Annotated in this window: 28 protein-coding genes and 3 tRNA genes; 8 read left to right on the top strand and 23 right to left on the bottom strand. The window is 59.1% G+C overall.

The features are described 5' to 3' along the window. Window positions 1-3: 3 nt before the first annotated feature. The 7 genes from RCI20_RS07450 (at window position 4) to nifS (ending at window position 3,874) form a co-directional block, all read left to right on the top strand. The gene (locus RCI20_RS07450) at window positions 4-222 is read left to right on the top strand and encodes a CCE_0567 family metalloprotein (protein WP_306603981.1); all 219 of its coding nucleotides are present in this window, start codon (window positions 4-6) and stop codon (window positions 220-222) included. Then, on the top strand, window positions 219-488 hold the full coding sequence (gene fdxB, locus RCI20_RS07445; RefSeq protein ID WP_306603979.1) for a ferredoxin III, nif-specific: 270 nt from the start codon (window positions 219-221) through the stop codon (window positions 486-488). Before RCI20_RS07450 ends, fdxB begins: the two co-directional genes overlap by 4 nt. 3 nt (window positions 489-491) lie before the next feature. Then, window positions 492-848: a hypothetical protein gene (locus RCI20_RS07440; RefSeq protein ID WP_306603976.1), complete on the top strand. Its 357-nt coding sequence runs from the start codon at window positions 492-494 to the stop codon at window positions 846-848. Window positions 849-851: 3 nt separating this feature from the next. Then, window positions 852-1,268, top strand: a complete 417-nt coding sequence (locus tag RCI20_RS07435; RefSeq protein WP_306603974.1) for a hypothetical protein — start codon at window positions 852-854, stop codon at window positions 1,266-1,268. Between the two features lie 121 nt (window positions 1,269-1,389). After that, window positions 1,390-1,713 (top strand): iron-sulfur cluster assembly accessory protein, encoded by a 324-nt coding sequence (locus tag RCI20_RS07430; RefSeq protein ID WP_306603972.1) that lies wholly within the window; start codon window positions 1,390-1,392, stop codon window positions 1,711-1,713. An 11-nt stretch (window positions 1,714-1,724) separates the two neighbouring features. After that, on the top strand, window positions 1,725-2,621 hold the full coding sequence (nifU, locus tag RCI20_RS07425) for a Fe-S cluster assembly protein NifU (protein WP_306603971.1): 897 nt from the start codon (window positions 1,725-1,727) through the stop codon (window positions 2,619-2,621). Window positions 2,622-2,665: 44 nt separating this feature from the next. Next, window positions 2,666-3,874 (top strand): cysteine desulfurase NifS, encoded by a 1,209-nt coding sequence (nifS, locus tag RCI20_RS07420; protein WP_306603969.1) that lies wholly within the window; start codon window positions 2,666-2,668, stop codon window positions 3,872-3,874. Window positions 3,875-4,064: 190 nt separating this feature from the next. Here the strand turns inward: nifS and secF are convergent, their stop codons facing one another. The 5 genes from secF to queA are packed head-to-tail and all read right to left on the bottom strand — an operon-like array spanning window position 4,065 to window position 9,526. Next, the gene (secF, locus tag RCI20_RS07415; RefSeq protein WP_306603967.1) at window positions 4,065-5,012 is read right to left on the bottom strand and encodes a protein translocase subunit SecF; all 948 of its coding nucleotides are present in this window, start codon (window positions 5,010-5,012) and stop codon (window positions 4,065-4,067) included. Window positions 5,013-5,024: 12 nt separating this feature from the next. Then, the gene (gene secD / locus RCI20_RS07410) at window positions 5,025-6,911 is read right to left on the bottom strand and encodes a protein translocase subunit SecD (protein WP_306603965.1); all 1,887 of its coding nucleotides are present in this window, start codon (window positions 6,909-6,911) and stop codon (window positions 5,025-5,027) included. A 49-nt stretch (window positions 6,912-6,960) separates the two neighbouring features. Next, window positions 6,961-7,284, bottom strand: coding sequence for a preprotein translocase subunit YajC (gene yajC / locus RCI20_RS07405; protein ID WP_306603963.1), 324 nt, complete (start codon window positions 7,282-7,284; stop codon window positions 6,961-6,963). A 54-nt stretch (window positions 7,285-7,338) separates the two neighbouring features. Continuing rightward, the gene (tgt, locus tag RCI20_RS07400; RefSeq protein WP_306603960.1) at window positions 7,339-8,451 is read right to left on the bottom strand and encodes a tRNA guanosine(34) transglycosylase Tgt; all 1,113 of its coding nucleotides are present in this window, start codon (window positions 8,449-8,451) and stop codon (window positions 7,339-7,341) included. Further along, window positions 8,441-9,526: a tRNA preQ1(34) S-adenosylmethionine ribosyltransferase-isomerase QueA gene (queA, locus tag RCI20_RS07395; RefSeq protein ID WP_306603958.1), complete on the bottom strand. Its 1,086-nt coding sequence runs from the start codon at window positions 9,524-9,526 to the stop codon at window positions 8,441-8,443. Before queA ends, tgt begins: the two co-directional genes overlap by 11 nt. A gap of 276 nt (window positions 9,527-9,802) precedes the next feature. Here queA and RCI20_RS07390 point away from each other — a divergent pair, with 276 nt between their 5' ends. Then, the gene (locus tag RCI20_RS07390; RefSeq protein ID WP_306603956.1) at window positions 9,803-10,414 is read left to right on the top strand and encodes a hypothetical protein; all 612 of its coding nucleotides are present in this window, start codon (window positions 9,803-9,805) and stop codon (window positions 10,412-10,414) included. A gap of 61 nt (window positions 10,415-10,475) precedes the next feature. Here the strand turns inward: RCI20_RS07390 and RCI20_RS07385 are convergent. The 18 genes from RCI20_RS07385 to RCI20_RS07300 all read right to left on the bottom strand — a co-directional run bounded on the left by RCI20_RS07385 (window position 10,476) and on the right by RCI20_RS07300 (window position 24,675). Next, window positions 10,476-10,552: transfer RNA gene (locus RCI20_RS07385), tRNA-Val, on the bottom strand. Between the two features lie 10 nt (window positions 10,553-10,562). Further along, window positions 10,563-10,638: transfer RNA gene (locus RCI20_RS07380), tRNA-Gly, on the bottom strand. An 18-nt stretch (window positions 10,639-10,656) separates the two neighbouring features. Then, window positions 10,657-10,741: transfer RNA gene (locus tag RCI20_RS07375), tRNA-Leu, on the bottom strand. 139 nt (window positions 10,742-10,880) lie between these two features. Then, window positions 10,881-11,096 (bottom strand): hypothetical protein, encoded by a 216-nt coding sequence (locus RCI20_RS07370; protein ID WP_306603954.1) that lies wholly within the window; start codon window positions 11,094-11,096, stop codon window positions 10,881-10,883. Between the two features lie 54 nt (window positions 11,097-11,150). Next, window positions 11,151-11,462 carry a HigA family addiction module antitoxin gene (locus RCI20_RS07365; protein WP_306603952.1) on the bottom strand — a complete coding sequence of 104 codons (312 nt, stop codon included), beginning with the start codon at window positions 11,460-11,462 and terminating at the stop codon, window positions 11,151-11,153. Between the two features lie 10 nt (window positions 11,463-11,472). Then, window positions 11,473-11,751, bottom strand: coding sequence for a type II toxin-antitoxin system RelE/ParE family toxin (locus RCI20_RS07360; RefSeq protein ID WP_306603949.1), 279 nt, complete (start codon window positions 11,749-11,751; stop codon window positions 11,473-11,475). 101 nt (window positions 11,752-11,852) lie between these two features. After that, the gene (locus RCI20_RS07355) at window positions 11,853-12,173 is read right to left on the bottom strand and encodes a JAB domain-containing protein (RefSeq protein WP_306603947.1); all 321 of its coding nucleotides are present in this window, start codon (window positions 12,171-12,173) and stop codon (window positions 11,853-11,855) included. A 318-nt stretch (window positions 12,174-12,491) separates the two neighbouring features. Beyond that, complete coding sequence (locus RCI20_RS07350) at window positions 12,492-13,058, bottom strand: DUF4376 domain-containing protein (RefSeq protein ID WP_306603945.1); 567 nt, start codon at window positions 13,056-13,058, stop codon at window positions 12,492-12,494. Further along, window positions 13,055-14,014 carry a hypothetical protein gene (locus RCI20_RS07345; RefSeq protein WP_306603943.1) on the bottom strand — a complete coding sequence of 320 codons (960 nt, stop codon included), beginning with the start codon at window positions 14,012-14,014 and terminating at the stop codon, window positions 13,055-13,057. The genes RCI20_RS07350 and RCI20_RS07345 overlap by 4 nt, the downstream gene beginning before the upstream one ends. Then, window positions 14,011-14,871 (bottom strand): hypothetical protein, encoded by an 861-nt coding sequence (locus RCI20_RS07340; protein ID WP_306603940.1) that lies wholly within the window; start codon window positions 14,869-14,871, stop codon window positions 14,011-14,013. Before RCI20_RS07340 ends, RCI20_RS07345 begins: the two co-directional genes overlap by 4 nt. 5 nt (window positions 14,872-14,876) lie before the next feature. Further along, window positions 14,877-16,427, bottom strand: a complete 1,551-nt coding sequence (locus RCI20_RS07335; protein WP_306603938.1) for a hypothetical protein — start codon at window positions 16,425-16,427, stop codon at window positions 14,877-14,879. After that, entirely contained in the window at window positions 16,427-21,613 is a 5,187-nt protein-coding gene (locus RCI20_RS07330; RefSeq protein ID WP_306603937.1) for a tape measure protein, read from the bottom strand. The genes RCI20_RS07335 and RCI20_RS07330 overlap by 1 nt, the downstream gene beginning before the upstream one ends. A gap of 214 nt (window positions 21,614-21,827) precedes the next feature. Then, window positions 21,828-22,070, bottom strand: coding sequence for a DUF1799 domain-containing protein (locus tag RCI20_RS07325; protein ID WP_306604028.1), 243 nt, complete (start codon window positions 22,068-22,070; stop codon window positions 21,828-21,830). A 47-nt stretch (window positions 22,071-22,117) separates the two neighbouring features. Then, window positions 22,118-22,621 carry a hypothetical protein gene (locus tag RCI20_RS07320; protein WP_306603936.1) on the bottom strand — a complete coding sequence of 168 codons (504 nt, stop codon included), beginning with the start codon at window positions 22,619-22,621 and terminating at the stop codon, window positions 22,118-22,120. 11 nt (window positions 22,622-22,632) lie between these two features. Beyond that, on the bottom strand, window positions 22,633-23,583 hold the full coding sequence (locus RCI20_RS07315) for a phage tail tube protein (protein WP_306603934.1): 951 nt from the start codon (window positions 23,581-23,583) through the stop codon (window positions 22,633-22,635). Between the two features lie 3 nt (window positions 23,584-23,586). After that, window positions 23,587-23,754 carry a hypothetical protein gene (locus RCI20_RS07310; protein ID WP_306603931.1) on the bottom strand — a complete coding sequence of 56 codons (168 nt, stop codon included), beginning with the start codon at window positions 23,752-23,754 and terminating at the stop codon, window positions 23,587-23,589. 78 nt (window positions 23,755-23,832) lie between these two features. Beyond that, window positions 23,833-24,258 (bottom strand): hypothetical protein, encoded by a 426-nt coding sequence (locus RCI20_RS07305; protein ID WP_306603929.1) that lies wholly within the window; start codon window positions 24,256-24,258, stop codon window positions 23,833-23,835. Next, on the bottom strand, window positions 24,259-24,675 hold the full coding sequence (locus RCI20_RS07300) for a gp436 family protein (RefSeq protein ID WP_306603927.1): 417 nt from the start codon (window positions 24,673-24,675) through the stop codon (window positions 24,259-24,261). Between the last annotated feature and the right edge of the window lie 2 nt (window positions 24,676-24,677).

Genomic DNA, 24,677 nt, shown 5'->3' with positions numbered 1-24,677 from the left:
AGCATGACTGATGAAGAACTGGCCGCCCTCGACAAAGAGGTCAAGAAACTCAAGCGTATCGCCTCGGAATGGGCGTCGCAAATGCATGACCTCGTGGAAGATCGCCTGCCGGCGGGCTACCACGAGATTCCCGCGCTTTCCCAATCCACCTACGACGCCTGCCAGGCCTGGGCCGAAGCCAGCGCCCGCCTGGCGGCAGCACAGAAAGGACAACCTGCATGATTACCGGCCTCACCCGTGGCGGCGCTGAATGGACGCCGCAATTCGCTACCGAACTCGATCAGTCCAAGTGCATTGGCTGCGGCCGCTGCTACAAGGTCTGCCCGCGTAACGTGCTCGATCTGGTCGAGCGCGAACTCGATGACGACAATGACGATGACGACGACAACATGATGGTGATGGCGCTGTCCAATCCTTCGGATTGCATCGGTTGCGGTTCCTGTGGTCGGGTTTGTCCGAAGAACTGCTACACCTACGCGCCGGCCTGAACGATGCGTTCGCTGAGCGAAATTCCCGATCTGGCGGGGCAGGGTGAGGCGGTATGCGCCGCCTTGCGCCGTCAGGTGGAAAAGCTCGGCCTGTCGATTGGTGATGAACCCTGCTGGGCCGGGCTGAGTTTCGTCGAGACGCTTGATCCGTTCTCGCAGGAGATCAGCCTGGTGGGTACCTGGCGTGGTGGTCAGCGCTACGGTACCGTCACTTTCTTTCCCGATGGACGTATCTTTGCCGAATATCAGGTGTTGTTGCCCCATCCGGCCAAGGCCGAGTACTACGTCGAGGCCGTGCAGGTCTGGGGACCGCCGGAGCAACTGCGCGGCGACGCAGTGATCGCCGAGTACGCCAGGTAGCCAATGATGCTTCAGCCCAGATTGATCTTGCTGCACAAGCAGGCGACCAGCGGTCGGGTACGCTTTCTGTGCCTGAGTTCCGGTGTCATTGCCTTCAAGCCGCTGCCAGTGCTCGCCGCGTTGCGTGACGAAGATTATTCACCGACCATCCAGTTCCATCCGACGGCCGTGGTACGCGAAGCCGAAATCCAGCTGGGCCTGCCGGAGGGGGCCATCGTGCCCGAGGCAGATTTCCAGGCCTGGGTCGATACCCCAGAAGGGGATGTGCCAGTGCTGCTTGCGGCTTTTGCCGGCATCGATCCCCCATTTTCTGCAGCTGAACGGACGGGGAGCCGTTTCATCGCGCTGACCGAAGCGCGGGCATTGACCGAGGTCGAGCGCAACCTGTTGCGTCGGGCCTACGAACACGTTTTGGGGTGATTGTCGCAAAAGCGACAAGACGTTGCGCTGCAACAATTCATTAGATTCATACGCTTAGCGGTTTGTTTTGGCATGGCACAGGGCTTGCAAAGAATAGCCCATCTACTCTGGGAGAATCGCCATGATCAATCTGACCCCCGCCGCCGTCAAAGCCGTTCAACGCTTTATCCGTGGTTCCGAAACGCCGGTTGCCGGCTTGCGCCTGGTCATTTCCGGCGGCGGCTGTTCCGGCCTGCAGTACGGCATGAAGCTCGAAGCCGAGAAGGCCGAGGATGACTGGGAACTGGAAATCGAAGGCGTCAAGCTGCTGGTTGACCCGATGACCATGCCGATGATCGATAACGTCACCGTCGATTTCGTCGATACGCTGACCCATACCGGTTTCAAATTCGATAACCCCAACGCCAGCGCCCAGTGTTCCTGCGGCTCTTCGTTCTCGGTCTAAGGGCATAAATCATGTGGGAATATTCTGACAAGGTTCGCGAACATTTCTTCAACCCGCGCAACTCCGGCCCGCTCGAAGAAGCCAACGGTATTGGTGATGTCGGTTCCATCCAGTGCGGCGATGCGCTGCGCTTGATGTTGAAGGTCGAGCCGGAAACCGAGATCATCCTCGACGCGCATTTCCAGACCTTCGGTTGCGGCTCGGCCATCGCCTCCTCATCGGCCTTGACCGAAATGGTCAAGGGCAAGACGCTGGACGAAGCGCTCCAGGTGTCGAACCAGGACATCGCCGATTTCCTCGACGGTCTGCCGCCGGAAAAGATGCACTGCTCGGTGATGGGCCGCGAAGCCCTGCAAGCCGCCATCGCCAATTACCGTGGCGAAGAGTGGTCGGACGACCATGAAGAAGGCGCGCTGATCTGCAAGTGCTTCGCCATCGACGCCGTGATGATCGAGGACGTGGTCAAAGCCAACAACCTCAATACGGTTGAAGAAGTCACCTTCTACACCAAGGCCGGCGGCGGTTGCGCTGCTTGCCACGAAGGCATTGAGGAAATCCTGGCCAAGGTCATGGCCGACCGTGCCGGTCCCGGCGAAGTGTCGCCGCCGCCTGCTTGCCCGGCCACTCCGGAAGCACCGAAGCCGCCGAGCAAGAAGCTGTCGATTGTCGAAAAAATCAAGCTCATCGAAGAGGTGCTTACCTCGGTTCGTCCGATGCTGCAGCGCGACCACGGCGATGTGGAACTGGCCGACGTCCAAGGCAAGAAGATTTATGTGCACCTGAAGGGCGCCTGCTCCGGTTGCATGATGGAAGCCGCCACCCTGGGGGGCATCCAGCAGAAGATGATCGAAGCACTTGGCGAGCTGGTGCAGGTGCTGCCCTCGTCCCACATGCCGGCTGAAGCATAAAAACCAAGTCCCCAATCCCAACAGAGACCTTAAAGGACTGCGCCATGGAACCGATCTATCTGGACAACAATGCCACCACGCGCTGCGACCCCGCCGTCGTGGAGGCCATGCTTCCTTTCTTTACCGAGCATTTCGGCAACGCCTCGTCGATTCATGCCTTTGGTAGTGAAGTCGGCAAGGCGTTGAAGAAGGCCCGTAGTCAGGTACAGGCGCTGCTCGGCGCCGAGCATGACTCGGAAATCATCTTTACCTCCTGCGGCACCGAGTCCGACTCGACCGCCATCCTGTCGGCGCTGAAGGCGCAGCCGGAACGCAACACGGTGATCACCACCAATGTCGAGCATCCGGCCATCCTGACGCTGTGCGAATGGCTGGAAAAGGAAGGCTACATCGTTCACAAGCTGAAGGTGGACAAGAAGGGCCGCATCGACATGGACGAATACAAATCGCTGCTGCATGACCGTGTGGCGGTGGTTTCGGTGATGTGGGCCAACAACGAGACCGGCACCATTTTCCCGGTCGAGGAAATGGCAGCGCTGGCTTCGGCCAAGGGCATCATGTTCCATACCGATGCGGTGCAGGCCGTCGGCAAGATTCCCATCGACCTGAAAAACACCAAGATCGACATGCTGTCGCTGTCCGGCCACAAGCTGCATGCGCCGAAGGGTATCGGCGTCCTCTACCTGCGTCGTGGCTGTCGTTTCCGGCCGCTGCTGCGCGGTGGCCATCAGGAGCGTGGTCGTCGTGCCGGTACCGAGAATTCGGCGTCTATCGTCGGCCTCGGCATGGCTTGCGAACTGGCCATGAACAAAATGGAACTGGAAAATACCGAAGTGAAGCGCCTGCGCGACAAACTGGAACAGGGCATCCTGAGCCAGATCACGCACTGCTTCCCGACCGGGGATGTGAGCAACCGTCTGCCCAACACCAGCAACATCGCTTTCGAATACATCGAAGGCGAAGCCATCCTGCTGCTGTTGAACAAGATGGGCATCGCTGCCAGTTCCGGTTCCGCCTGTACCTCCGGCTCGCTCGAACCGTCGCACGTGATGCGCGCGATGGGCATTCCCTACACCGCCGCCCACGGCACCATCCGCTTTTCGCTGTCGGTCTACAACACCGAAGCCGAAGTGGACCGAGTGATCGAAGCGGTACCACCGATTGTTGCGCAGTTGCGCAAGCTCTCACCGTACTGGACCGACAAGGGCCCGGCTGCCAACCCGGAAGCCGCCTTCGCGCCAACCTACGCCTGAGTGTAGCAAGCGTTTTTCATCAGTCTCTCTCTGTAGTAACTTCGCGCCCCGGAAGTGATTCCGGGGCGATTTTTTGTGCTCCCGGCTTGGGGGCGTGTGTTGTTCCTGGTTTTTCGCAGCGCTACCCGTAAACGTAAAAAGGGCGTAGCCGTTGCCCGCTACGCCCTTGGCAAAAGTTATTAGCCGATTCTCAGACGCAGGCACCGTCGTCGGTGGCCCCTTCGGCAATAACCTTCTTCGGCTTGATGAACTGTTCGCGCGAGACGCCCAGCCACATGACCAGCGGGCTGGCGACAAGCACCGAGGAGTAGATGCCGAAGCAGATGCCGATGGTCAGGGCCAGCGAGAAGTAGTACAGCGTCTCGCCACCGAACAGCAACATCGACAGGACCATGACCTGGGTCGAACCGTGGGTGATGATGGTGCGCGAAATGGTGCTGGTGATGGCGTGGTCGAGGACCTGTGGCGTGCTTAGCCCGCGCACCCGCTTGAAGGTTTCCCGGACGCGGTCGAAGACGACGACCGATTCGTTGACCGAGTAACCGAGCACAGCGAGTACTGCTGCCAGCACCGACAGCGAGAATTCCCACTGGAAGGCGGCGAAGAAGCCGAGGATGATGATCACGTCGTGCAGGTTGGCGATGATTGCCGATACCGAGAAACGCCATTCGAAGCGGAAGGCAAGGTAAATCATGATGCCGATGATGACGACCAGTAGCGCGAGCGCACCGTTCTCGGCGAGTTCCTTGCCGACTTGCGGACCGACATATTCGACGCGGCGCAATTCGGCACCCGGCGCTTCGGCGGCCAGCGCCTGCATCACCTGTTCCCCCTGTTTGGCCGATTCCTGAGCATCGCGCAAGGGCAGGCGGATCATCACGTCTTGCGACGAGCCGAAGTTCTGCACTGAGTAGTCGCGGAAACCGTTCTTGCCCAAGGCACCGCGGATTTTTTCCAGATCGGCGCTTTGGGCGTAATTGACCTCAATCAGCGTGCCGCCGGTGAATTCCACCGACAGATGCAGACCTTTGGTCGCCAGGAAGAAAACAGCCGCCAGGAAAGTGATCAACGAGATGACGTTGAACACCAGCGCATGGCGCATGAAGGGGATGTCTTTCTTGATACGGAAGAATTCCATGATCGTTTTTCCTTAATTCTTGCCGTCGACCGCAGAAGTCGAAGCGCCGTCTGCTTTCCAGACGTTGCCGATAGCGATTTTGGTCAGTTTCTTCTGACGGCCATAGACCAGGTTGATCATGGCGCGCGAAACGACGACGGCCGAGAAGATCGAGGTCAGGATGCCCAGGCAATGGACGACTGCGAAGCCGCGCACCGGGCCGGAGCCGAAGATGAGCAGGGCCAAGCCGGCGATCAGCGTGGTGATGTTGGAGTCCAGAATGGTGCCGAAGGCGCGCTCGTAACCTTCCGATAGCGCAGCCTGTGGCGGCATGCCGGCGCGCAGTTCCTCGCGGATACGCTCGTTGATCAGCACGTTGGCGTCAATCGCCATGCCCAGCGTCAGCGCGATGGCGGCAATGCCGGGCAGTGTCAGGGTGGCTTGCAGCAGCGAGAGCAGGGCGACCAGCAGCAACAGGTTGGAAGCCAGTGCGATCACCGAGATCAGGCCGACCACCTGATAGTAGGCAATCATGAACACAGCGATGGCGACAAAGCCCCACATTGTGGATTTGAAGCCGCGCTCGATATTTTCGGCGCCGAGCGACGGGCCGATGGTGCGTTCCTCGATGATGTCCATTGGTGCAGCCAGCGAGCCGGCGCGCAGCAGCAAGGCGACGTCGTTGGCTTCGCTGGTCGTCATGCGGCCCGAAATCTGCACCCGTCCGCCGCCGATTTCCGTGCGGATGACCGGCGCGGTAACGACTTCGCCCTTGCCTTTTTCGATCAGCAGGATGGCCATGCGCTTGCCGACGCTGTCGCGTGTAATGTCCTTGAAAATCCGGGCGCCAGCCGAATCCAGCGTCAGATGTACGGCGGCTTCGTTGGTCTGGCCATCGAAACCTGGTTGGGCATCAGTCAGCCGGTCGCCGGTCAGGACTACCTGTTTCTTGACCAGCAGGGGCGAACCGCCGCGCTCGGTGTAAACCTCGGTACCAAAGGGCGCATTACCAGCCATGGCAGCCTCAAGGGCGCCCGGGCTGTCGTCGACCATGCGGATTTCCAGCGTCGCGGTGCGACCGAGAATGTCCTTGGCCTTGGCGGTATCCTGCACGCCCGGCAACTGGACGACGATGCGGTCAGCGCCTTGTTGCTGGATCACCGGTTCGGCCACACCGAGTTCGTTGATCCGGTTGTGCAGGGTGTTGATGTTCTGCTTGATGGCGAAATCGGCGATTTTCTTGCCGGCTTCCGGTTTCAGTGTGGCGATCAGGCGGAGGTCTTCGCCTTGGCCGATTTCCGCCAGTGTCAGATCCGTGGCGCTGTCGGCCAGAACCTTGCGTGCGGCGACGCGGGTTTCTTCGTCGCGGAATTTGATGACGATGCGATCACCGTCACGATTGATGCCGCCATGACGCAGATTCTTGTCGCGCAACAGGCTGCGCAGATCGGCACTGGTCGAGTCAAGACGCTTGGTCAGCGCGCCCGGCATGTCCACCTGCAGCAGGAAGTGTACGCCGCCGCGCAGATCGAGACCGAGGTACATGGGCAGTGCATGGAGCGAGGTCAGCCATTGTGGCGAGGCACTCAGCAGGTTCAGGGCAACGACGTATCTGGGATCGCTGCTGTCCGGGTTGAAGGCGCGCTCAATCGCGTCCTTGGCTTTCAACTGGGTGTCGGTATCTTTCAGGCGAACTTTGACGCCGACCGGGTCAAGCTGGATGCCGTCATGGACGATGCTGGCTGTTCGCAAGGCTTCTTCGACGCGGGCCTGGGTGCTGGCGTCGACCTTGAGCGTGACCTTGGCACTGGAAACCTGAACGGCTGGCGATTCACCAAAGAAATTGGGCAGGGTGTAGATGAAGCCGAAGACCAGCGCGATGGCGACGGTGACGTACTTCCAGAGTGGGTAACGATTCATGGCAGCTTTAAAACGAAAAGGGCGGCCGCAGCCGCCCTTTGGGATTGAATTACAGCGACTTCAGCGTGCCCTTGGGCAGGACCATGCCGATGGCAGGTTTTTGCACGACGACTTCGGTACCGGCAGCAATTTCCACGGTGACGTAAGCTTCGTCGACCTTGGTGATACGACCGACCATGCCGCCGCCGGTGACCACTTCGTCACCCTTGGCCAGGGCGGCGATCAACGCCTTGTGTTCCTTGGCCTTCTTCATTTGCGGGCGAATCATCAGGAACCACAGCACGACGAACATCAGGATCATCGGCAGGATCTGCATGAAGCCACCAGTTGGGTCGGCGGCGCCAGCGGTCTGGGCGTGGGCAAGGCTAATCATTGGACGTGTCTCCGGGAAACAAAAAAATCAGCGAAAAATTCAGAACGGGCGATTCTAACACTGGCCGCAGGTTCGGTCGTGCGCGAAGGCGGCTGACCATTGTTCCAGTTTTTCCGATTCAATCGCCGCACGCATCTCGCCCATGATTGTCTGGTAGAAATGCAGGTTGTGGATGGTGTTCAACATGCCGCCCAGAATCTCGCCGTTGCGGAACAGGTGATGCAGGTAGCTGCGCGTGAACTGTGTGCAGGTGTAGCAGGTGCACGATGGGTCGAGTGGCCCGGTATCCATTTTGTAGCGGGCATTCTTGATCTTGACGTCGCCGAAACGCGTGAACAGGTGGCCGTTGCGCGCGTTGCGCGTTGGCATCACGCAGTCGAACATGTCGATCCCGTGTTTGACGGCAAACACCAGGTCTTCCGGCGTACCGACGCCCATCAGGTAGCGCGGTTTGTGCGTCGGCAACTGGGGCGCGGTGTGTGCCAGGATGCGCGCCATGTCTTCCTTCGGCTCACCGACCGACAAGCCACCGATGGCCATGCCGTCGAAGCCGATGTCGCACAGGCCGGCGACCGATTCGTCGCGCAGGTCTTCATGCATGCCGCCCTGGACGATGCCGAACAGCGCGTTGCTGTTTTCCAGCTTGTTGTGTTCGTCGCGCGAACGCTGCGCCCAGCGCATGCTCATCCGCATCGACTTGGCGGCTTCCTCGTGGCTGGCCGGGTAGGGCGTGCATTCGTCGAAGATCATGACGATGTCGGAATTCAAGACCTTCTGGATCTGCATCGAGATTTCCGGCGTCAGGAAAAGCTTGGCACCGTCGTGCGGCGAACTGAACTTGACGCCTTCCTCGGTGATCTTGCGCATGGCGCCCAGCGAGAACACCTGGAAACCGCCCGAGTCGGTCAGGATCGGCTTCTGCCAGTTCATGAAATCGTGCAGGCCCTTGTGTGCGGCGACGACTTCCAGACCCGGGCGCAGCCACAGGTGGAAGGTGTTGCCCAGGCAGATCTGGGCGCCAATGTCGTTCAGGCTTTGCGGCGTCATCGCCTTGACCGTGCCATAGGTGCCGACCGGCATGAAGACGGGGGTCTGTATCTGGCCGTGGGCCAGGGTCACGGTGCCGCGGCGGGCGGCGCCGTCGGTTTTGTGGAGTTCAAATTGCATCGGAGTCTTGTCCCGTCTGTTGTTCGGCTCGTTCCAGGAGCATGGCATCGCCGTAGCTGAAAAAGCGATAGCGCTCGGCAACGGCATGGGTGTACGCGGCGCGCATGTTGTCGTAGCCGGAGAAGGCCGAGACGAGCATGAGTAGCGTCGATTTCGGCAGGTGAAAATTGGTGATCAGGCGGTCGACGACCTTGAAGCGGTAGCCCGGCGTGATAAAAATATTCGTTTCCGCCGGTCCGGCATTTACCGTGCCGTCCGGATTTCCTGCCGATTCCAGGGCGCGCAGGCTGGTTGTGCCGACGGCGATTACCCGACCGCCGGCCGCTCGGGTGGCGGCGATTGCTTCGGCGGTGCTGGCCGGAATGTCGTAGCGCTCACTGTGCATGCGGTGATCGGCGATTTTTTCGACGCGTACCGGCCGGTACGTGCCGGCCCCGACGTGCAGCGTAACGAAGGCAGTATGGATTCCCTGGGCGCGCAGTGTTTCCAGCATGGCCTCGTCGAAGTGCAGGCCGGCAGTCGGCGCGGCGACGGCACCCGGTTCGCGGGCATAGACCGTCTGGTAACGGGTTTCGTCTGCGCCTTCGGCCGGATGTTCGATGTAGGGCGGCAACGGCAGCTTGCCGTAGCGTTCGGAGAGTGCCCAGAAGTCAGCATCCCCCGGTTTATTGCGGTCAACCAGTTCCAAAGCAAAAAAATCGCCATCGGTGCCGGTGCGGCCGCTCATCCGGACGGTAAAGGCATCGGCCAGTTTGAGCAGGCAGCCGGGTTTCGGTGCCTTGCTGGCGCGAATCTGGCAGATCGCATGCGTCGCATCGACGATGCGTTCGAGCATGATCTCGACTTGGCCGCCGGTTTCCTTGACGCCGAAGAAGCGCGCCTTGATGACGCGGGTATCGTTGAAGATCAGCAGATCACCCGCCCGCAACAAGCCGGGCAAGTCGGTAAATTTGCGGTCAACACGCTGTTGACCGCAAATATGCAACAACCTGCTACCCGTGCGCTCGGCGGCGGGGTGTTGGGCGATCAGTTCAGGCGGCAGGGGGAAGTCGAAGTCGTCCAGGGATAACGACATGGTGGGGCATCCGAAAGTCAATAAAAAGCGGCTCATCAAATGGGTGAGCCGCCTTTGTGTTTGAGGCGGGGGCGATTCTACCACTGCCGATTTTGGCTGGCGGAAATGGCCGCCAATCGGATTGTGGGTTTCTGTTTGCTACCTTGGCTTTGAAATAGCATTCAATTATGCTATACCGCTGTTTTCTGGATCGGGTTGGCGACATTCCTGCCGTCAATTCACTCTTTGAGAGTCTTGTGCCCAATGCCTGATCAGACCAGTCGCAGCGGAGCCTCCATGCTTGAGCTGTTTTCTGATGCACCCGAGCGTTACCCTGCTTTTCTTGAGCAGCGCTTTCCCCATATTCTGCAAAGAATCGTGGCGCTTTGGGGTAAGCCAGAGATGGAAAAGTATCTGGACGGGCTGCTGCAACCCCCAAAAGGCAACGCCCTTGGTTTTCCCGAAGAGGCGCTCAATGAGATTCGTGGCATCCGGTCGCACCATGTCTGCGATGATCCCGCTGCGGCACCTGCTTCGATGCTTCAGGAGCAACCGGCCTTGCCTGTTCGGGAAACCTTGCTCGCTTATCTTCATCTGGATGAAGAAATGTATCCCGCGATGCTGGAAGTGAAATATCCGCAATTGATCCAGGAGATATTGCGTTATCTCGGCAAACCGGAAATGGATACTTTTCTCGGCAAATTGTTGAGCCCGGAGCAGCAGCTTGCACACGGGTTTTGCGAGCGATCCATGCTGGATATCATGATGCTCAAGGCGGCACACCAAGTGCAATATTCATCGTTGCAGAGTTCAAGCGCAACCGCTGGCGGGGAGGGTAAGTCGACTGCCCGTGATCCGGATCACGAAGATCATGCCGCGCAAGTGTTCGACCGGATTCAGCGCTGGTAATTGCTGCCTGAGCGGCAAGTCGCTTTGATAAGGGATTGTGTTTTTCCGGGTGATAGTTGTTTGGTGCGTCCCAACGGAATCGAACCGCTGACCTCCACGATGTCAACGTGGCGCTCTAACCAGCTGAGCTAGGGACGCATCGTACAACTGGAGCGGCAGAAGAGTCTCGAACTCTCGACCTATACCTTGGCAAGGTATCGCTCTACCAACTGAGCTACTGCCGCTCTATTCCTTTTGTTGCCTGGTGCCCAGGAAGGGACTCGAACCCCCACGGAGTTACCCGCTAGTACCTGAAACTAGTGCGTCTACCAATTCCGCCACCTGGGCAGGCTCCGGAAGGGGGCAGATTGTAAAGTAAATTTAAAAAGGTTTCCAGTGGTGAAGCGAGTTTATTTGCATCTGTTTTTTTAAGTCATTTTGCAGACCGTTTGTGGCGCGTTCTTGTCTGCAATTTTTGCCGGCAAATTCAGGCTCTGATGTCGATCAGTGTCCCTAAAACCTGATCAGCAACCTTGATGACATTTGCTGAGGCCTTGCTTTCGATGGCGTTTTGGGCCATCCCGACGACTGCTCCGGCAAAGTTGCTGTCTTCAACGTTCATTCTGCTACCCGCAATAGCAGTGCGATTGATGCTTGCTTGAAGACTTTGGGCGCCTGTGTTCAGAATGGAGTTGATGGACATGATGTGCCTTTCTGGAAGTGGTGTTTGTCTGAAGCACTGAATATGCCAGCAGATTTAAGCAGAAACCTGCTGCACGGCGGCGCGTTGAACGGTTGGCAATCCGGCTTCCCTGGCCTGCCACAAGTCATAAGCGGTTTGCTGCCCCAACCAGGCATCGGCGCTGCCGCCGTTTTCCACGCCTAGCCAGCCTTCGATCCGCAGGGCCATTGTCGGAGAGATGGCGGCGCGGCCATTGAGTACGCGGGAGAGCGCAGCGCGGGTGACGCCAAGCTGCGCGGCCGCCTCAGTCACATTCAGGCCCAAGGCGGGCAATACGTCTTCCCGTAGCGTTTCGCCAGGGTGTGGCGGATTGAACATTCGGCTCATTTGCAACCTCTCAGTGATAGTCCTGGTAATCGACCAGAACGGCGTCGCCATCTTCGAAGGTGAAGGTCAGGCGCCAGTTACCGTTCGCCGTGATTGAGTAATGCCCGGCCAGATTGCCCAACAGGCCGTGAAACTTCCAGCCGGGCATGTTCATGTATTCGGGGCCTTTTGCCATATCGAGCCGGATCAGTTGGCGGGACAACCGGGCCGCGTGATGCGGCTGGATGCCGGCCTTGCTGCCTGTCTCGAATAAGGCTTGCAGCCCTTTGTGCTGAAAGCTTTTAATCATGGTTGATTGTATAGCGTAGCGTTTCGGTTTGCAAAGAGCCCGGCCGGGCGTCGCCAATCGATTTCAGCTTGGCCGGGCCAGGGTGGTTTGCTCGGTAAGGATTAGACAATCCCGCGTGCAACCAGTGAAACAGGCGTCGCAAGGCCGGCGACAATGAAATGATCCAGTAATATCACGTCGACCGTGTTCAAAGCGGTCTTGAGCACCTCGGTTAATTTCACGTCCGCCACGCTTGGTTCGGCGATGCCGCTCGGGTGTGTGTAAGGCGCCGCGATATTTGGCACAAAGTTGCAAGATATTTGGCACAGCCGGAAGTTGCTCATAGCGCAATTTAATTGCACATCAAAACCACTCTTGTGGGCCGAATAAATCGACAGCTGCAGGGTATGTTCTGCACATCCATTCCGGCGCCAAATCTGCACGTAACTGCTCGCCGAACAAACCTACTGTAGCGCCCTTCGTCAGCCCTCTGATATCCCGCCGAAACTGACATAGCGCATCGTGAACTAATGTCGCTTGCCATGTGACCGGCTTGCCATCACGCCCACTCGGACCATCCCATGGGCCGATCCAGATACCGCCGGGTAGTCGGTAGGCAGGCGAACAGCCGTCCCAAGCGTATGCCGTGGCGATCTCGATGGTCTGTGATTCGATTCGTGCCCACTCGCCGTTGTATCGAACGCCGGCAAGCCAGCGGGATGTAAGGACGAAGGGCTGGTCGATACGGTAGCGCCAACTGCTCACGGCCAGCCTGCCTCGATGTCGATCATCGACAACTCATCAATTGATGTCGCTGCGTTAATCGCGGCTTTCAGGATGCGGGCGTGGGCATGCAGTGCGCCGGCATGCGCCGTCAGGCTTGCCTGTAGCGCCAGCACGCCCGCAGCATTAACCTGCAGAGGCGTATTGTCAGCCGCGATCCAATCCGGGAATGCTGGATTCTGGCCACCCATCAAAGCGCTGACTGCCGCCAGCGCTGTCGAGTTGATGCGTGCGACTGACCTCTCATCAGATTGAAACCAGAGACCCGCATGCGGGAAACCTTGGGTTTCCAGCAAATCGCGGCGGGCATTTACTGCATCAACAAGTTGTGGCGCAGTCAGTTGTGGTGCGATATAGAGACCAATCGGACCAAATTCACCATCCAGCGCGCGATTATAGATTGATACACCGTGCGCCTCGGGGTCGTCGGGAGATGCAGAAAACGGGATGTATCCACCGAAGCCATCAAATAACACATCACAGTTTATGAGGGTTTGCGCTGGGCTGGCCCAAATGCAGTTTTTTACGTCAATGACTTCCATCATGCGATCCTTTGTGCGAGTACAGCAACCGGATTTGGGCTGAATGCTGGCGCCTTGCCCAGCAATCGCCAGGAGCCGGGAGCACTGCCGCCGGATGTTGGAGATGCATATCCACCGCCGATAACTGCATACTCAGCAGATGACACAACTGTTCCGGCAGGAATTTCTGTACTCGCATTGCGCAAAATTAACGCGAGGCTACCAACATTTCCATGCCCAAAATCCGATGTCAGAACCCCAATATTCCCCCCACCCAGCGGACTGACCCCGCCAATGGTCTTGATGTTTGACCCCGACACCAGCGCCGCTTGCTTGCCGTTGATTTGTGTTTGCTTATCGTTGAGCTGGGCCTGTAGCTTGCCGAACGCTGCCAACGCACTGTCTACTGCAGTAATCGCTGCTGCACTCGCCGTTGATAGGCCCGTCAAGACCGTCATCCGGACGTTCGCGCCAAAGTCACGAATAGTCTTGTTGCCCGCGATGTAGTCGTTTGCTGTTCCAGCGCTGATCGTCGGCTCTGCACCGACGTCCGTCGCACTGAGCAGCTTCAGAACCCACTGTCCGAGTGCGTTTACCGCGATGACTTTATTTTGGGCGGCGACCGATGGCGCTGGAAAATCAACTGCCGCTGCAGACGCCGCAGCCGCTGCTGCAGAACTCTCAGCAGCGGCTGCAAGCAAGACAACCGCATCATTTATTTCGGCGGCCAGCGTTGCAGCATCTTCTGCTGCGTTTTTGAATCCGGACGCGTCAGAGGCAAAGCCCTCGGCAGCGCTGGCTTTGTCAGCCGCAAGTTGAGCCTTTAATACAACGTGTGCGGCTACGGCCACAATCTGAGCCAGCGCCGGCACAAACCGCGTCCTGTGCCCGCTATTTGCCAGCCCAGTGGCGGGGTTCCCATCGTCTGAAACCGTCGAGCCATCCCCGCCCACCGCCGGGTCAAAAAACACCTCACTCATAGCACCTCCGCAATTTCAAAGCGTTTCGTCATGACGTTATGCGCAGCATGCTGCAGACCGGACAACGCGCTGATACGGCCCAAAAAGTTGCGGCGCACGCCGTTCTGGACATCATCGGGATCTGCAACGACCAGGACTTCCCCGGTCGTGCCGGCACGGCGTTCCAGATCGAGCGCTTGCTGATAGCCTTCGTTAATTGACAACCTGGGCAGGTTGAAACGGAACTTGCGGCGCTTCCTGCGGGCCTCGAAAAACTCTTCGCTGGCCAGCGACGTTTCGACCGCGCTGACGTCCTCAAAGCTGAGGTCGTTTCCGTATTCAAGGTTGTAGTCCGGCGTCCATGCGTCTGCGATATAAACCCGGCCGATATGCACCCAGCCATCCGGGTTTGCAGTGTCGTTAATTTCGACACGCCAGTAACGGGCCGGGATTGCAGCAGGCAGCAAATGAATGAACGGTGCCTGATAGCCGGCGACGGCCTCTTGCGAGACGGTGGCAAGCCAAAAGTTGTCGTCTTCCCATTCGAGAAGATCATCAGAAATTGTGCCGGACGGCCACATGGCCACAGCGCCCGAGTCGTATAGAGGCGTTGCAAACGATGCCTCATCGTCTGCCAACACGCGCACCGTCGATGACACAGAGAGGTTATGCACGATCAGCGCGAGGCAGCGCACCCGCCGTGCCTTGCTTAATGCGATGTCGAACTTGGTCGATGCGGCCAGCGCGTTCGCGGACCTGGCCACACGCGACAAGCGGCGATTCTGAACATTCGAGAGCGGCAGGGTGCCCATCCAGGCGCCGCCAGTCAGCACCGCTTCATCAATGTAGTTCGCCAAACCGAGGGTGATTTTGCCCATCGTTGTTATCCCCAGAGCGTTAAGTAGAGCAGCTTGTTTTTCAGGTCCGAGCGCACGCCGATCACAACAAACAGCTTGCCGCCGGCCATGCCGAACCGGTCAATGCGCAGCATCGCGACGTTGCCGATATCGACGCTGGCCACAAGCGATGCGTCGTATGCAATCTTGGTCTCGTACATCTGGCGATCAGCGCTATACAGCGCCAGTCGGCGTGCTGCCTCGGCCGATGCATCGGCGCTGGCCACCAGCAGCGTTTCGAACTCAAGCACCACGGCCAGTCTGTGTTTGGTCTGAATCGCCGCATCGGTTGCAGTGACAGTGCGGTATTCCTCGCGCAACTCGGCCCGGCGTGCATCCGTCACAGCGCCCGCAATGTCGGTCGGCTGCGTCGCCCAGATCCGCTTGTACTTGAGCACAACCTGGTACGCCGGCACGCCCCGGCCGGGGTCGTTACTGGCGATCCGATCAATGCTGATGATGTCCGCCGGCAGGATCTCGATGACTGGCACGCCTGCCGGCGCTTCCAGCCTGCCGCATCGAAACTTGCCCAGTCGGTCAAACCCCCACCAAGCACCGATGGATGCACACAACTGGTCGAGTACTTCGCGGCATGACTTGCCATCTACCCAGATGCCGACCTGTGCCGAGTTCTTGGTATCCAGCGCAGAAATATCGGCATCGACCACGTCGACCGCAGAAATCCCACCAGGTCCGGTGGCCACCGACTTGAGCAGCTGGCCGACCGTGCGAGCGGCGGCGGTCGCACCCTGCGTCACATCGGCTGTCACCATGCCGGCCGGCGTGCTGCCCAAGCGGAAATAGCCGCCAGCAAGCCAGACGCGATACTGACCTGCGGCCGGCGCGGTCGACTCCATTTCAGCCTGCGAGGCATACGCAGCACCGGCAGCCAGGGCAACACCCCGGTCATAGACCGCATCCAGCGTGGTGACCGCGCCATCATTCACCTGGTAGATCAGGCGCGAGGTATTTACACACGGTGTTGGTATGTTGAATACGCGGCCAAAGACCTTCGGCTTCGGTTTGCCCTGCAGGTCGCCAACAACCCCCTCCAGCCCGGCCGGCAGAGCATTGCTCCCGGCAAACTTGTTCGGGCTCGCCGGTTTTGACAACTCGGCCTGCCGGTCGCGCAGGCGGATCGTGACGTTGCTCCACCCGGGCGAGGGTTGTTCCATCGTTCCCTGCAGAACAACAGTCCAGGACGGCACACCGCCCCGGCGTACATCACCGACGATGATCGAGATCGGCTGACCATCCAGACCATAATCCGACAGAGCATCCAAGCCACCGTCGATATTGACCAGTTCCATGGCACCATAACCGACGTCGCTTTCACCGCCGGTCGTTCCCCGACTGAACACATCGCGACGCATGTTCGCCGGCTGAGAAATCCTCGGGTCGTACGCAGTGTGTGCCACGCCGCCGGGCGGTAGATTCGCCGTGCCAGTGGTAAAGCCTGCGGTCGACAGATAGAGGGTGCGAGTACCGGCCAGCGCAGGGTCATAAACCGTGATGTGGGCAAGATAGATCGACGCCATTACGCCGCCCTCGCCAACGAACCGTTTTGCTCGATAGCCGACAGCCGGCCTTCAATGCCTGCCAGCTTCGTCACGATTGCGGCTTGTCCGGTCGCGTTCGCATCCTGCGACTGCAGGATCGCGGCGATCAAATCCCGGTTGTCCTGCTGAATGATCACTTGCTGCTGACGCGGAGAAAACAGCGCCTCAGTCTGCTCGGCTGTATAGACCTGGCCAGGACTGGAGAACCGGATGATTTCCGGGCCGTCTTCGCCGACCAGGGCCGCGCCGCCCTGATACTGACCACCGCCAGCAAACGCCGGCAAACCATTCTGCCGCGCCCATTCCTCAGCCGATCCGGCCGGCAGCTTCAGCACCGCATCCAGTTCGGCCAGCGTCAGCCCCTCGCGCCATGCCGCATCGTAAATGTCTCGCGTGTTGCCGGCGCTCACCGCTGCCGTCGCTGCAGAGATCATCCAGTCCTGCGACCAGGTGCCGGTTTTGCCGGTGATCGAGATCCCGCCCTGGTCGTTGATGAACGCGCTGGCGCCTCGATCCGATGTGTAAGACAAGCCGGCCTGCGTCTCAACGACCTTGCCAGTCATGCCTGCAGATTTGAGTGCCGCGACCACTTCGGCGCTGAGTGAAACCCCCATCGCAGCCGAGTTGCGCACTTCAACCAGCAGCGCCGCCATCGCATCATCGACAGACAGCAACGAGCGCGCAGCCGACGCGCTGTGCCCATTGATGTACGACAGCTCGCGCTCGAGCGTGACAAGCGATGCATTGGCGCGGTCAGCATTGCGTGCTGCGACATCTTCCGACTTGTCGAGCACGTCCAACACCTTCGCGTAGTCGACCGCATAAGCCCCGCCGGACGCGTTGTAGCCTCGGCTAGCTTCCAGCATCCGGTTTGCGACATCGGGCAGTGTTGCCAGGGCATCCGCATTGCCCAGTTGTGCCAGGCGCGATGCTTCGTCGAACTGACGCTGGGCTTCGAGATACTTCTGTTCCGGCGACAGCACCGACAAATCCGACAGCGCCAGCGTATCCCGGTATTTCCGGATCGAGTCGACAGAGGTCCGGAACGCATCGAGCAGGGACTTCTGCGCCTGCACTTGAGCCTGTATCGACGTCGAGTAATTGTCAGCAAAAGCTGCGGCTTGGTCGTTACTGGCATCGAGCGCCGCGTTATAAACATCCAGCGCGGACATCTGGCGGCTGTTCGCAATGTCGGCCACGATGGCCAGGCGCTCAGCGGCATTCGATGCGCTCGTTGCTGCGTCCGTCACGCTTGCGAACGCGCCTTGAACCCGCATCAGCGCAAGGGCCAGCGGATCGGCAGCCCCCTTTGTATTGACCACCGATTCGTACATCTGACGGAACTGCTGGCGCGTCATTTGTCCGAGGTTCATCGCCGACAAATCCGCGCCGGCCGACGCCAGTTCATCACCGATCTTGCGAATCGTATTCGCCCGCTTTTCCTCTTCGGAATAGAAATTGTCGTAATAGCTGGCAAAGGCGTTCTGCAGATTCTCAAGCCCGCCATACACACCGATCAAGTCGCTCGCCGCATCCGCGCCAGCCAGTGACACGTCGTACAGCTTCAGCCCGAGGTCGTCGAACAATGGATTGATTTGGCCCAGCGCGCCCGCCATCCGGCCGAACGCGCCCGCCAAGGTTTCTCCCTCATCCATGCCCGTCGTGATACCGCTCAACAGCGCCTGGGCGATTTCCTCACCACCGGTAGTACCTTGGGCAGCAAGCGTGCTGATCGCCTGGGCATACTTTTCATCGACGGTGCCGGCAACCGTGTCGAGCAGGGAGCCAACCCAACCATCAATCGGCGCAATGATGTCAAAGAGACGTTGCTCCAGCGGATCAATCACGCTCTTGCCCTTATTGACCTCCATTGCCGACCAGTTCTCCATCCGCGAGCGAGCTGATCCGTACTGATTGGCTGTCATCACGGATGCCATCGCGGCATCGAGTGATGCAATGGGTTTCAACCGCTCTTCCATCAGCTGGTTGATGTCGATTTTGCCCTCTTTGAGGTGTTGACCGCTGTAAGCCAAGGTGCCGAATGCGGTATCAATCGCCGGCACGTTATGTTTCGCGCCGTAAGCTGCTGCTTCGTCCGCCTGGTTGTTGTACAGCTCCAGCGTCGGCAATTTCGGTTTTTTGCCCGACGCGCCGAAGATCGCCAGCGCTGCCATCGCAGCCCAACCCCACACGGGTATCGCCGCCAGTGCCGCACTGGCGCCGGCCATCGCGCCGGTTCCCGCCACAGCACCGCTGACCGCGCCACCGAGAGCAACAGAGCCTGCGCCCACGGCTGTGCCGCCCACCGCACCGGCAGCGGTCCCGTACTTTTGGCCGAGATACTGACCCGCGCCGTAAGCTGAGAGACCGGCGCCGGCGTAGGACAGACCTGTGCCGACTGTGCTGGTGAATGAGTTTCCAGCGGTGGTTCCCCAGTTGCTGGCATTGAGGTCGATAAAAGTGCCAAGCGAATCGCCGCCGAGAGCGCCAACCCCATTTGCAATCTGAGTTGATCCAACAATCGCGCCGCTTCCTGTGCCCCCAAAGGAATTCGCAATATTTCCCAAGCCGTTGTAAGCGCTGTATGCGTTCTGCGCACCAGATATCCAGCTTCCCGCATCACCCGTCGCACCCATTGCAGACGTGGCCATCCCCGTGCCGGAAACCGTAGCCGAGATATTGAACAGCCATTTTTTCAGCGTCATCTGATAGAGCCAGTCGAAGAAGATATTCTTCCCGGTGTCCTTCAGCCGCTGCCAGGTATCCTTGCCACCATCCGCAATGCTGACAAACGTCGCGTGTGCGGTCGATTCGATGCTGCGCCAAAACTCGGCTTGTTCCTGCAGTCGAGGCCGGGCAACTTCGGCAGACTTCAGCCGGTTAAGTGCAGAAATCTGCTGCTCCAGGAGATACACCTCAGCCTGCATGGCTTCGTTGGTGCCGATCTGGTCGATACGCTTTTGCTTTAGGGCGATCTGCTCGTCGTAGCGCCGCGCAGTGAGCACGGCAAGTTGCTCGGCAGACAGGCCAATCGTTTGCAGCTCAAGCTCGGCCGCTGCAGCTTTTTCAAGCAAAGCCCCCGTTTCATTGCCAATGCCGACCATCCAATCCTGATGGCGTCGCAAGGCATCATCGTCCAGCTTCTGCATAGCAGCATCCGCATCGGAAATCGCACGCATGGCGGCATTGCTCGCTTCATTCATTTGCGCGATCAGTGCACTGCGCTCACCCTGGTCTTTCGTGCTGTCGTAGCGCTTTGCCAAGGCAGCAACTTCATCTTGCGATGACTTGATCTGAATGGCTTTGATCTGCTCTGCCGCATCTTCTTCTGCAATCAGGCGGCGCGCCAGCTTGTCTTTAACCAGCTCGATTTCTGTCTTGCTGTTGCTGCGCAGCTCCTCGATCTGCGCCTTGCCGATTTGCGACAAGTCATTCTTGAGACCGTTTTGAGAGGTTTTTGCCGCATCAGCCAGTCCGGCATTAAGCGCATCGTATGCCCGCTTGTGGGCCGCATTGGACGCATCAAACACACCGCCGGTTGCCGCGATCGCCTGGGCGTATTCCTGCAGCAGCTTCGTTTGCTTGACGACCACTTTTTCAGGGCCGACGGCATTCGCTTCAGAAAAACGATTTAGTGCGGCAGTGCCGACTTCGGCATAGCCTGCGCGGGCTGTAGCAAGTTCCTTCTCAAGCTGACCACCTTTCTCGAGCAAACCCTGCGCCTGGCGCTCAAGCGCCAATCGCTCGACGAGACGGCTATCACCTTTTGCCGCCAATTTTTCAATTTCGATCAACGTCGCGCTATAGGCTTTGGCATTCTCCGAGACATCCTTGGTTGCCGCACTGATCGTAGCGTCGTAGGACTTTCTCGACACCTCAGCTAGCCGGCCATTCAATTCCGCAACCTTGTTGATCATGCTGTCGATATGTTCGGAGGCACTGCGCGCAGCGTCTAACGTCGCCTGCTGAGTTTTGTCACTCCACATCGACCAGGCCGTAATACCCAGCGTCAAGGCAGTAGTCACCAAACCAATCGGGCCGCCCAGCGCCCCAATAACCATCCCGGCCCGGCTGGCGGCGGTCGCGGCCTGCTGCGCTTCGGCCAGCCGTAGCTTTGCAGCGGCCAGCGCGTTTGTGGTCGCTGTTTCGCCGGCCAACATCCCTATGCTCGCCGCCCGTGCGGTCGCCGATGCAACAGCCGCTTGCGCAGCCTGCAGCTCGGCGCCAACCAAGGCACGATTGGCATTGCCAGCGGCAATCGCGGCAACAGCCGATGCCGACAAACTTGATACCATCCGCCCAGCCATCACCGCAGCAACAGCGCCGGCGCCGGCCGCGATGACATCCATGTGCCTGGCAATACCATCAAGCCCGGAAGCAACCAAAGCAAAAACCCCGGTGCTCTTTTCAAAATCGCCGACCACGTCGGTAAAGCCGGTTTTCAGGTTGGTCATGGCACGACCAATGGTGACCGGCAATTCGGCAAATTCAGTCGCCACTTTTTTGGCGGCATCGCCTTGAAGAATCTCGGCCAGCACTTCGCTGGTGATATTCCCCTGTTCCGCTAATTCGCGGAGTTTTCCGACCGGGGCGTCAAATCCATCAGCAACCAGCCTTGCCAACCTCGGTGCCTGTTCCAGGACACTGTTCAGTTCTTCACCGCGCAATGTGCCAGAGGCCAACCCCTGTCCGAATTGCACCAAAGCGGCTTTGGCTGACTCAGCTGAACCACCGGACAGCGCCATGGCCTGAGCAACCGTTTCGGTTGCTTGCGCCACTTGCTTTTGCGACATGCCCAGTGTCGTCGCGTTGTCGGCAAATCGCTTATAAACGTTGGACACTTCACTCAGCGCCTGCCCGGAATCCAGGGCGATTCGGAGTGCTCCCTCGTAGGCCTGCGCACCCGCCAGCGCACTACCGGTGGCAATCTTCAACTGTGCGTTGATCGAAACGTAGGCATCGGCTGTTGCCGCCAACTCTCGTACCGACAGCGCCGTTACTGCGGCATGCCCCATGCGCGCCAAGCTGGCTGTTGCCGAACTGGCGGCACGTTCGATATTGGCGACATGACCCTGTGTGCCCTGCAGGCTGTTGTTGAAGGACCGCAGCCCGGCTTCGCCGGCACGGCCATCAACGCTAATCCGTATGCCAAGTTCTTGTGTCATAGTACGCCCATGCTCTCGATTGCCCTTGGCGTCATCGCCATCCTGATTCCATTTGCTTTGATGTGGTCTGCGCACCCAGCGCTTGCCGTTGGGTGGTTACTCTTCATCGCTGGCTACACGCTGCGGCCTTTATTTCGTCGGCCATAAAAAAACCCCCACACCCGAATTTTCCGGGGTGGGGGTTTTAACCGTCAGGGGGACGGGCGTCGGCGCTTTACTTGCTGTTCAATATCGGCAGCGCAGCGGATTCGACCGTTGATAAGTCTTCCAGCAGCTTGCCACGATCCCGCTTTTTAACACCCGACATCCGCATGACAGATTCGGCTGCCGGGCGATCAAAGCCGATATACGCAATGCCGTTCATGCCGGCCACAATCTGCCAAGCGTTCTGCAGCGCGACCCAAACATCAAACACGCGATGCTGCTCGGGCCACAGATCGATTTCGGGCGGCGTGATATCAATGCCCCGCTCAAGCAGCTCTGCCGTAGTGAACCCGGCTTCGATCAGGTCTGAGGCGAACTCGTCGCTGCCTCGGCCGCGCCGGACTTTTGCCCAGGCTCGACCGAGGTGTTCAAGTTTTTTGCTGCAGCACCGCCGAAACGAATTTCGGAGATTGCGCGACCAAACCCATTCGAGATGGCCAAGCCGTCCGGGCCGGTGACCATCGCATGCAATTCATCATGCGAATACGGCAGCGGCTGACCCGATTCGTCTTCCACCTTCTCCCAGCCAACAAGCACCCGAGAGAACAGCTTTGCGTTGCGCTCAAGCACATCGGCAATCGCCAGCTCGGCGGCAACCTGGTCGTTGGTCGTCGGCTGCTCAGCGACGGGCACCGGCGCTTTCAACGCTTCAACGAGCGCCTTGTATTCCTTCTCGGAAAACGGCGCAAAGTGCCCAATGAACTTGTGCTCAGTCTCGACGATATCGCCGTCGGCGTTGGCGGACTGGAGGGTGACCGTAACCGGCCACGGCCGGTGTTTGAGTTTACGTACAGCGAATGCCATGGTGAGAGTCCTTACAGGATAGTGAGCGTGATTTCGTCGTTGCCGACAACAGGATCAAGGCTAAAGCTCAGCTTGTAAGCCAGCATGCCCTCGACTTGATCCTCCGAGACGCCGGAGATGGTGGCCTTGAGGTCAGTCTTGACCTTTTTACCCGCCGCACTGCCGTGGGTATTGCTGACCAAAACCGGCGTATTGGCTTCTGCCAGGGCGTACGGATTGAAGACGCCCAGAGCGGGCGCCAGCACCGTTGCCGATGCCGTCGGCGCACGGTTCGTGATCGCCACTTCGCGCTGTGGGCCGGGCAGATCGATCCGCGCAATCTTGTTACCGCAGGACCATTCAAAGCTGGAAAACGCGAGATCAACGCCGTTGACTGTAAGCGGGCCGGTCTTGACCGCATTCACCGCTTCTTCAATCAACCAGCCCGTCTTATCAACCGCCGGCATGCCAGCAGCGGCAGGCGCAGTGTAAAGGCTCGTTAGCTCGATCTTGAGAATCGGCAAACCCTTGGCAGATAGGGCGAACTTGGCCTCACCCCGGCAGCCGAGCAATTTATGCAACGTGCCGTCGATGTTGATATAGGCCGACAAGCTATCGAAATTTTCCGACACAACGTTGTACGTCGCCGAGGTGCCGGCGTCGAGCGTTTCGCTGAATGCCAGGCCGAGCAGAAGAAAAGCGTATTTCGGCGCAGTGCCTGCCGCGCCAGCGCCGGTCAGCGCGATCTCGAACGAGAGTTTTGACCAGATCGACGTAATGATCTTGCCGCCATTACCCATATGGGGCATGACAATGTTGCGGTCGACGGTCTCAGCCTCGAACGAAGTCAGCGTGACATTGCGCGCTTCGACAAAATTGAGCAGACCGGTTGGCGCGGCATCAACGCCATACCCCCCGGATTCGTCCGTAATGTAAATCGCCTTGCGGTCCCACTTGCGCGGCTGTGCGAGCAGATTTGCCATGGCTTATTTGCCTTTCTTGACAGAGGATTTTTCATCGGCAGGCGCCTGGACTGCCGGCACTTGCGGCACAGCGGCAGCAGGAACGCGCTGCTTCGTGACAGGGTCAATCACGTAACGACCACCTTTGCCCCAGTTCGGGCAACTGGTCGGGTCTTTTGCTGCATCGGTCATGGATTACTCCGGAATGTGAAAACACCCCGAGTTTGAGCGCCGGGCCGATTGGTCGTCAGGGGGACGGGCGTCGGCGCTCTAGGTGGATGGACGCATGTAGTAGGCGGTTCGGTACTCATCCATCCAGAACACCACCCCATCGTCAAAGGACATCAGCCGCCCGCTGGAAAACTCAACCGGGTCAAGATACGTATCGGGTGACCAGCCGTGCAGCGCGATCTTCACAGCATCACGAAATGGCTCCAGGTCATCAATCGCTGCACCGCCATCACCGTCACTACAATTTTTCACGGCAAATACAACAGCAAAACCCGCAGCGACGCGCACGATGGTATCGCTGGCCACATTCATTTTCCCCGCCTGCTCATCCATCGGCAGCAGATATAAAGCCGGCGCTGGCACTCGGCCGGATTTGAGCGCGGCAAGGTCGGCGGCGCTACCCACTTTGCGCACGCCGGCTGGCTTGACCGCCACCAGGCGATCTTTGATGGGCTTCAGGTTCACTTAGTATTCCGCCAGCCCGTCGGCGTCAAAAAACCGTGCCGACGACCGTACAGTAACGTTCACGCCACCCGCCGCTGCCGGCTGGGAAATTCCGACAAGCACCGCCGCGCCGGAGGCCAGCGCACGCAGGCGGCGTGCCGCCTCTTCGTAGCGTTTGGCCACAATCTCGGTAGCGCGTTCATCGTGCAGCCGGTAACGGGCAATGTCGCAAGCGATAGCGACCAGCACCTCCGGCGAGCTGGACAGCGGTAGCGGGTAGCGCACCGCAAGGTGGCTATCGATTTCTGCATGCGCATCTGCCAAGGCTCGCCCCACCACTGCGGCATCAATGATTGATCCGTTGACACGGTCAGTCAGTTGCGCCAGCTCCTCACTGCCAAAGCGCTCTTCCAGATCAGACTGGGTGGCGTAGGGCATGG

The organism is Azonexus sp., assembly GCF_030824335.1.
GTDB lineage: Bacteria > Pseudomonadota > Gammaproteobacteria > Burkholderiales > Rhodocyclaceae > Azonexus.
This window is presented reverse-complemented; position numbering and strand designations above follow the sequence as displayed.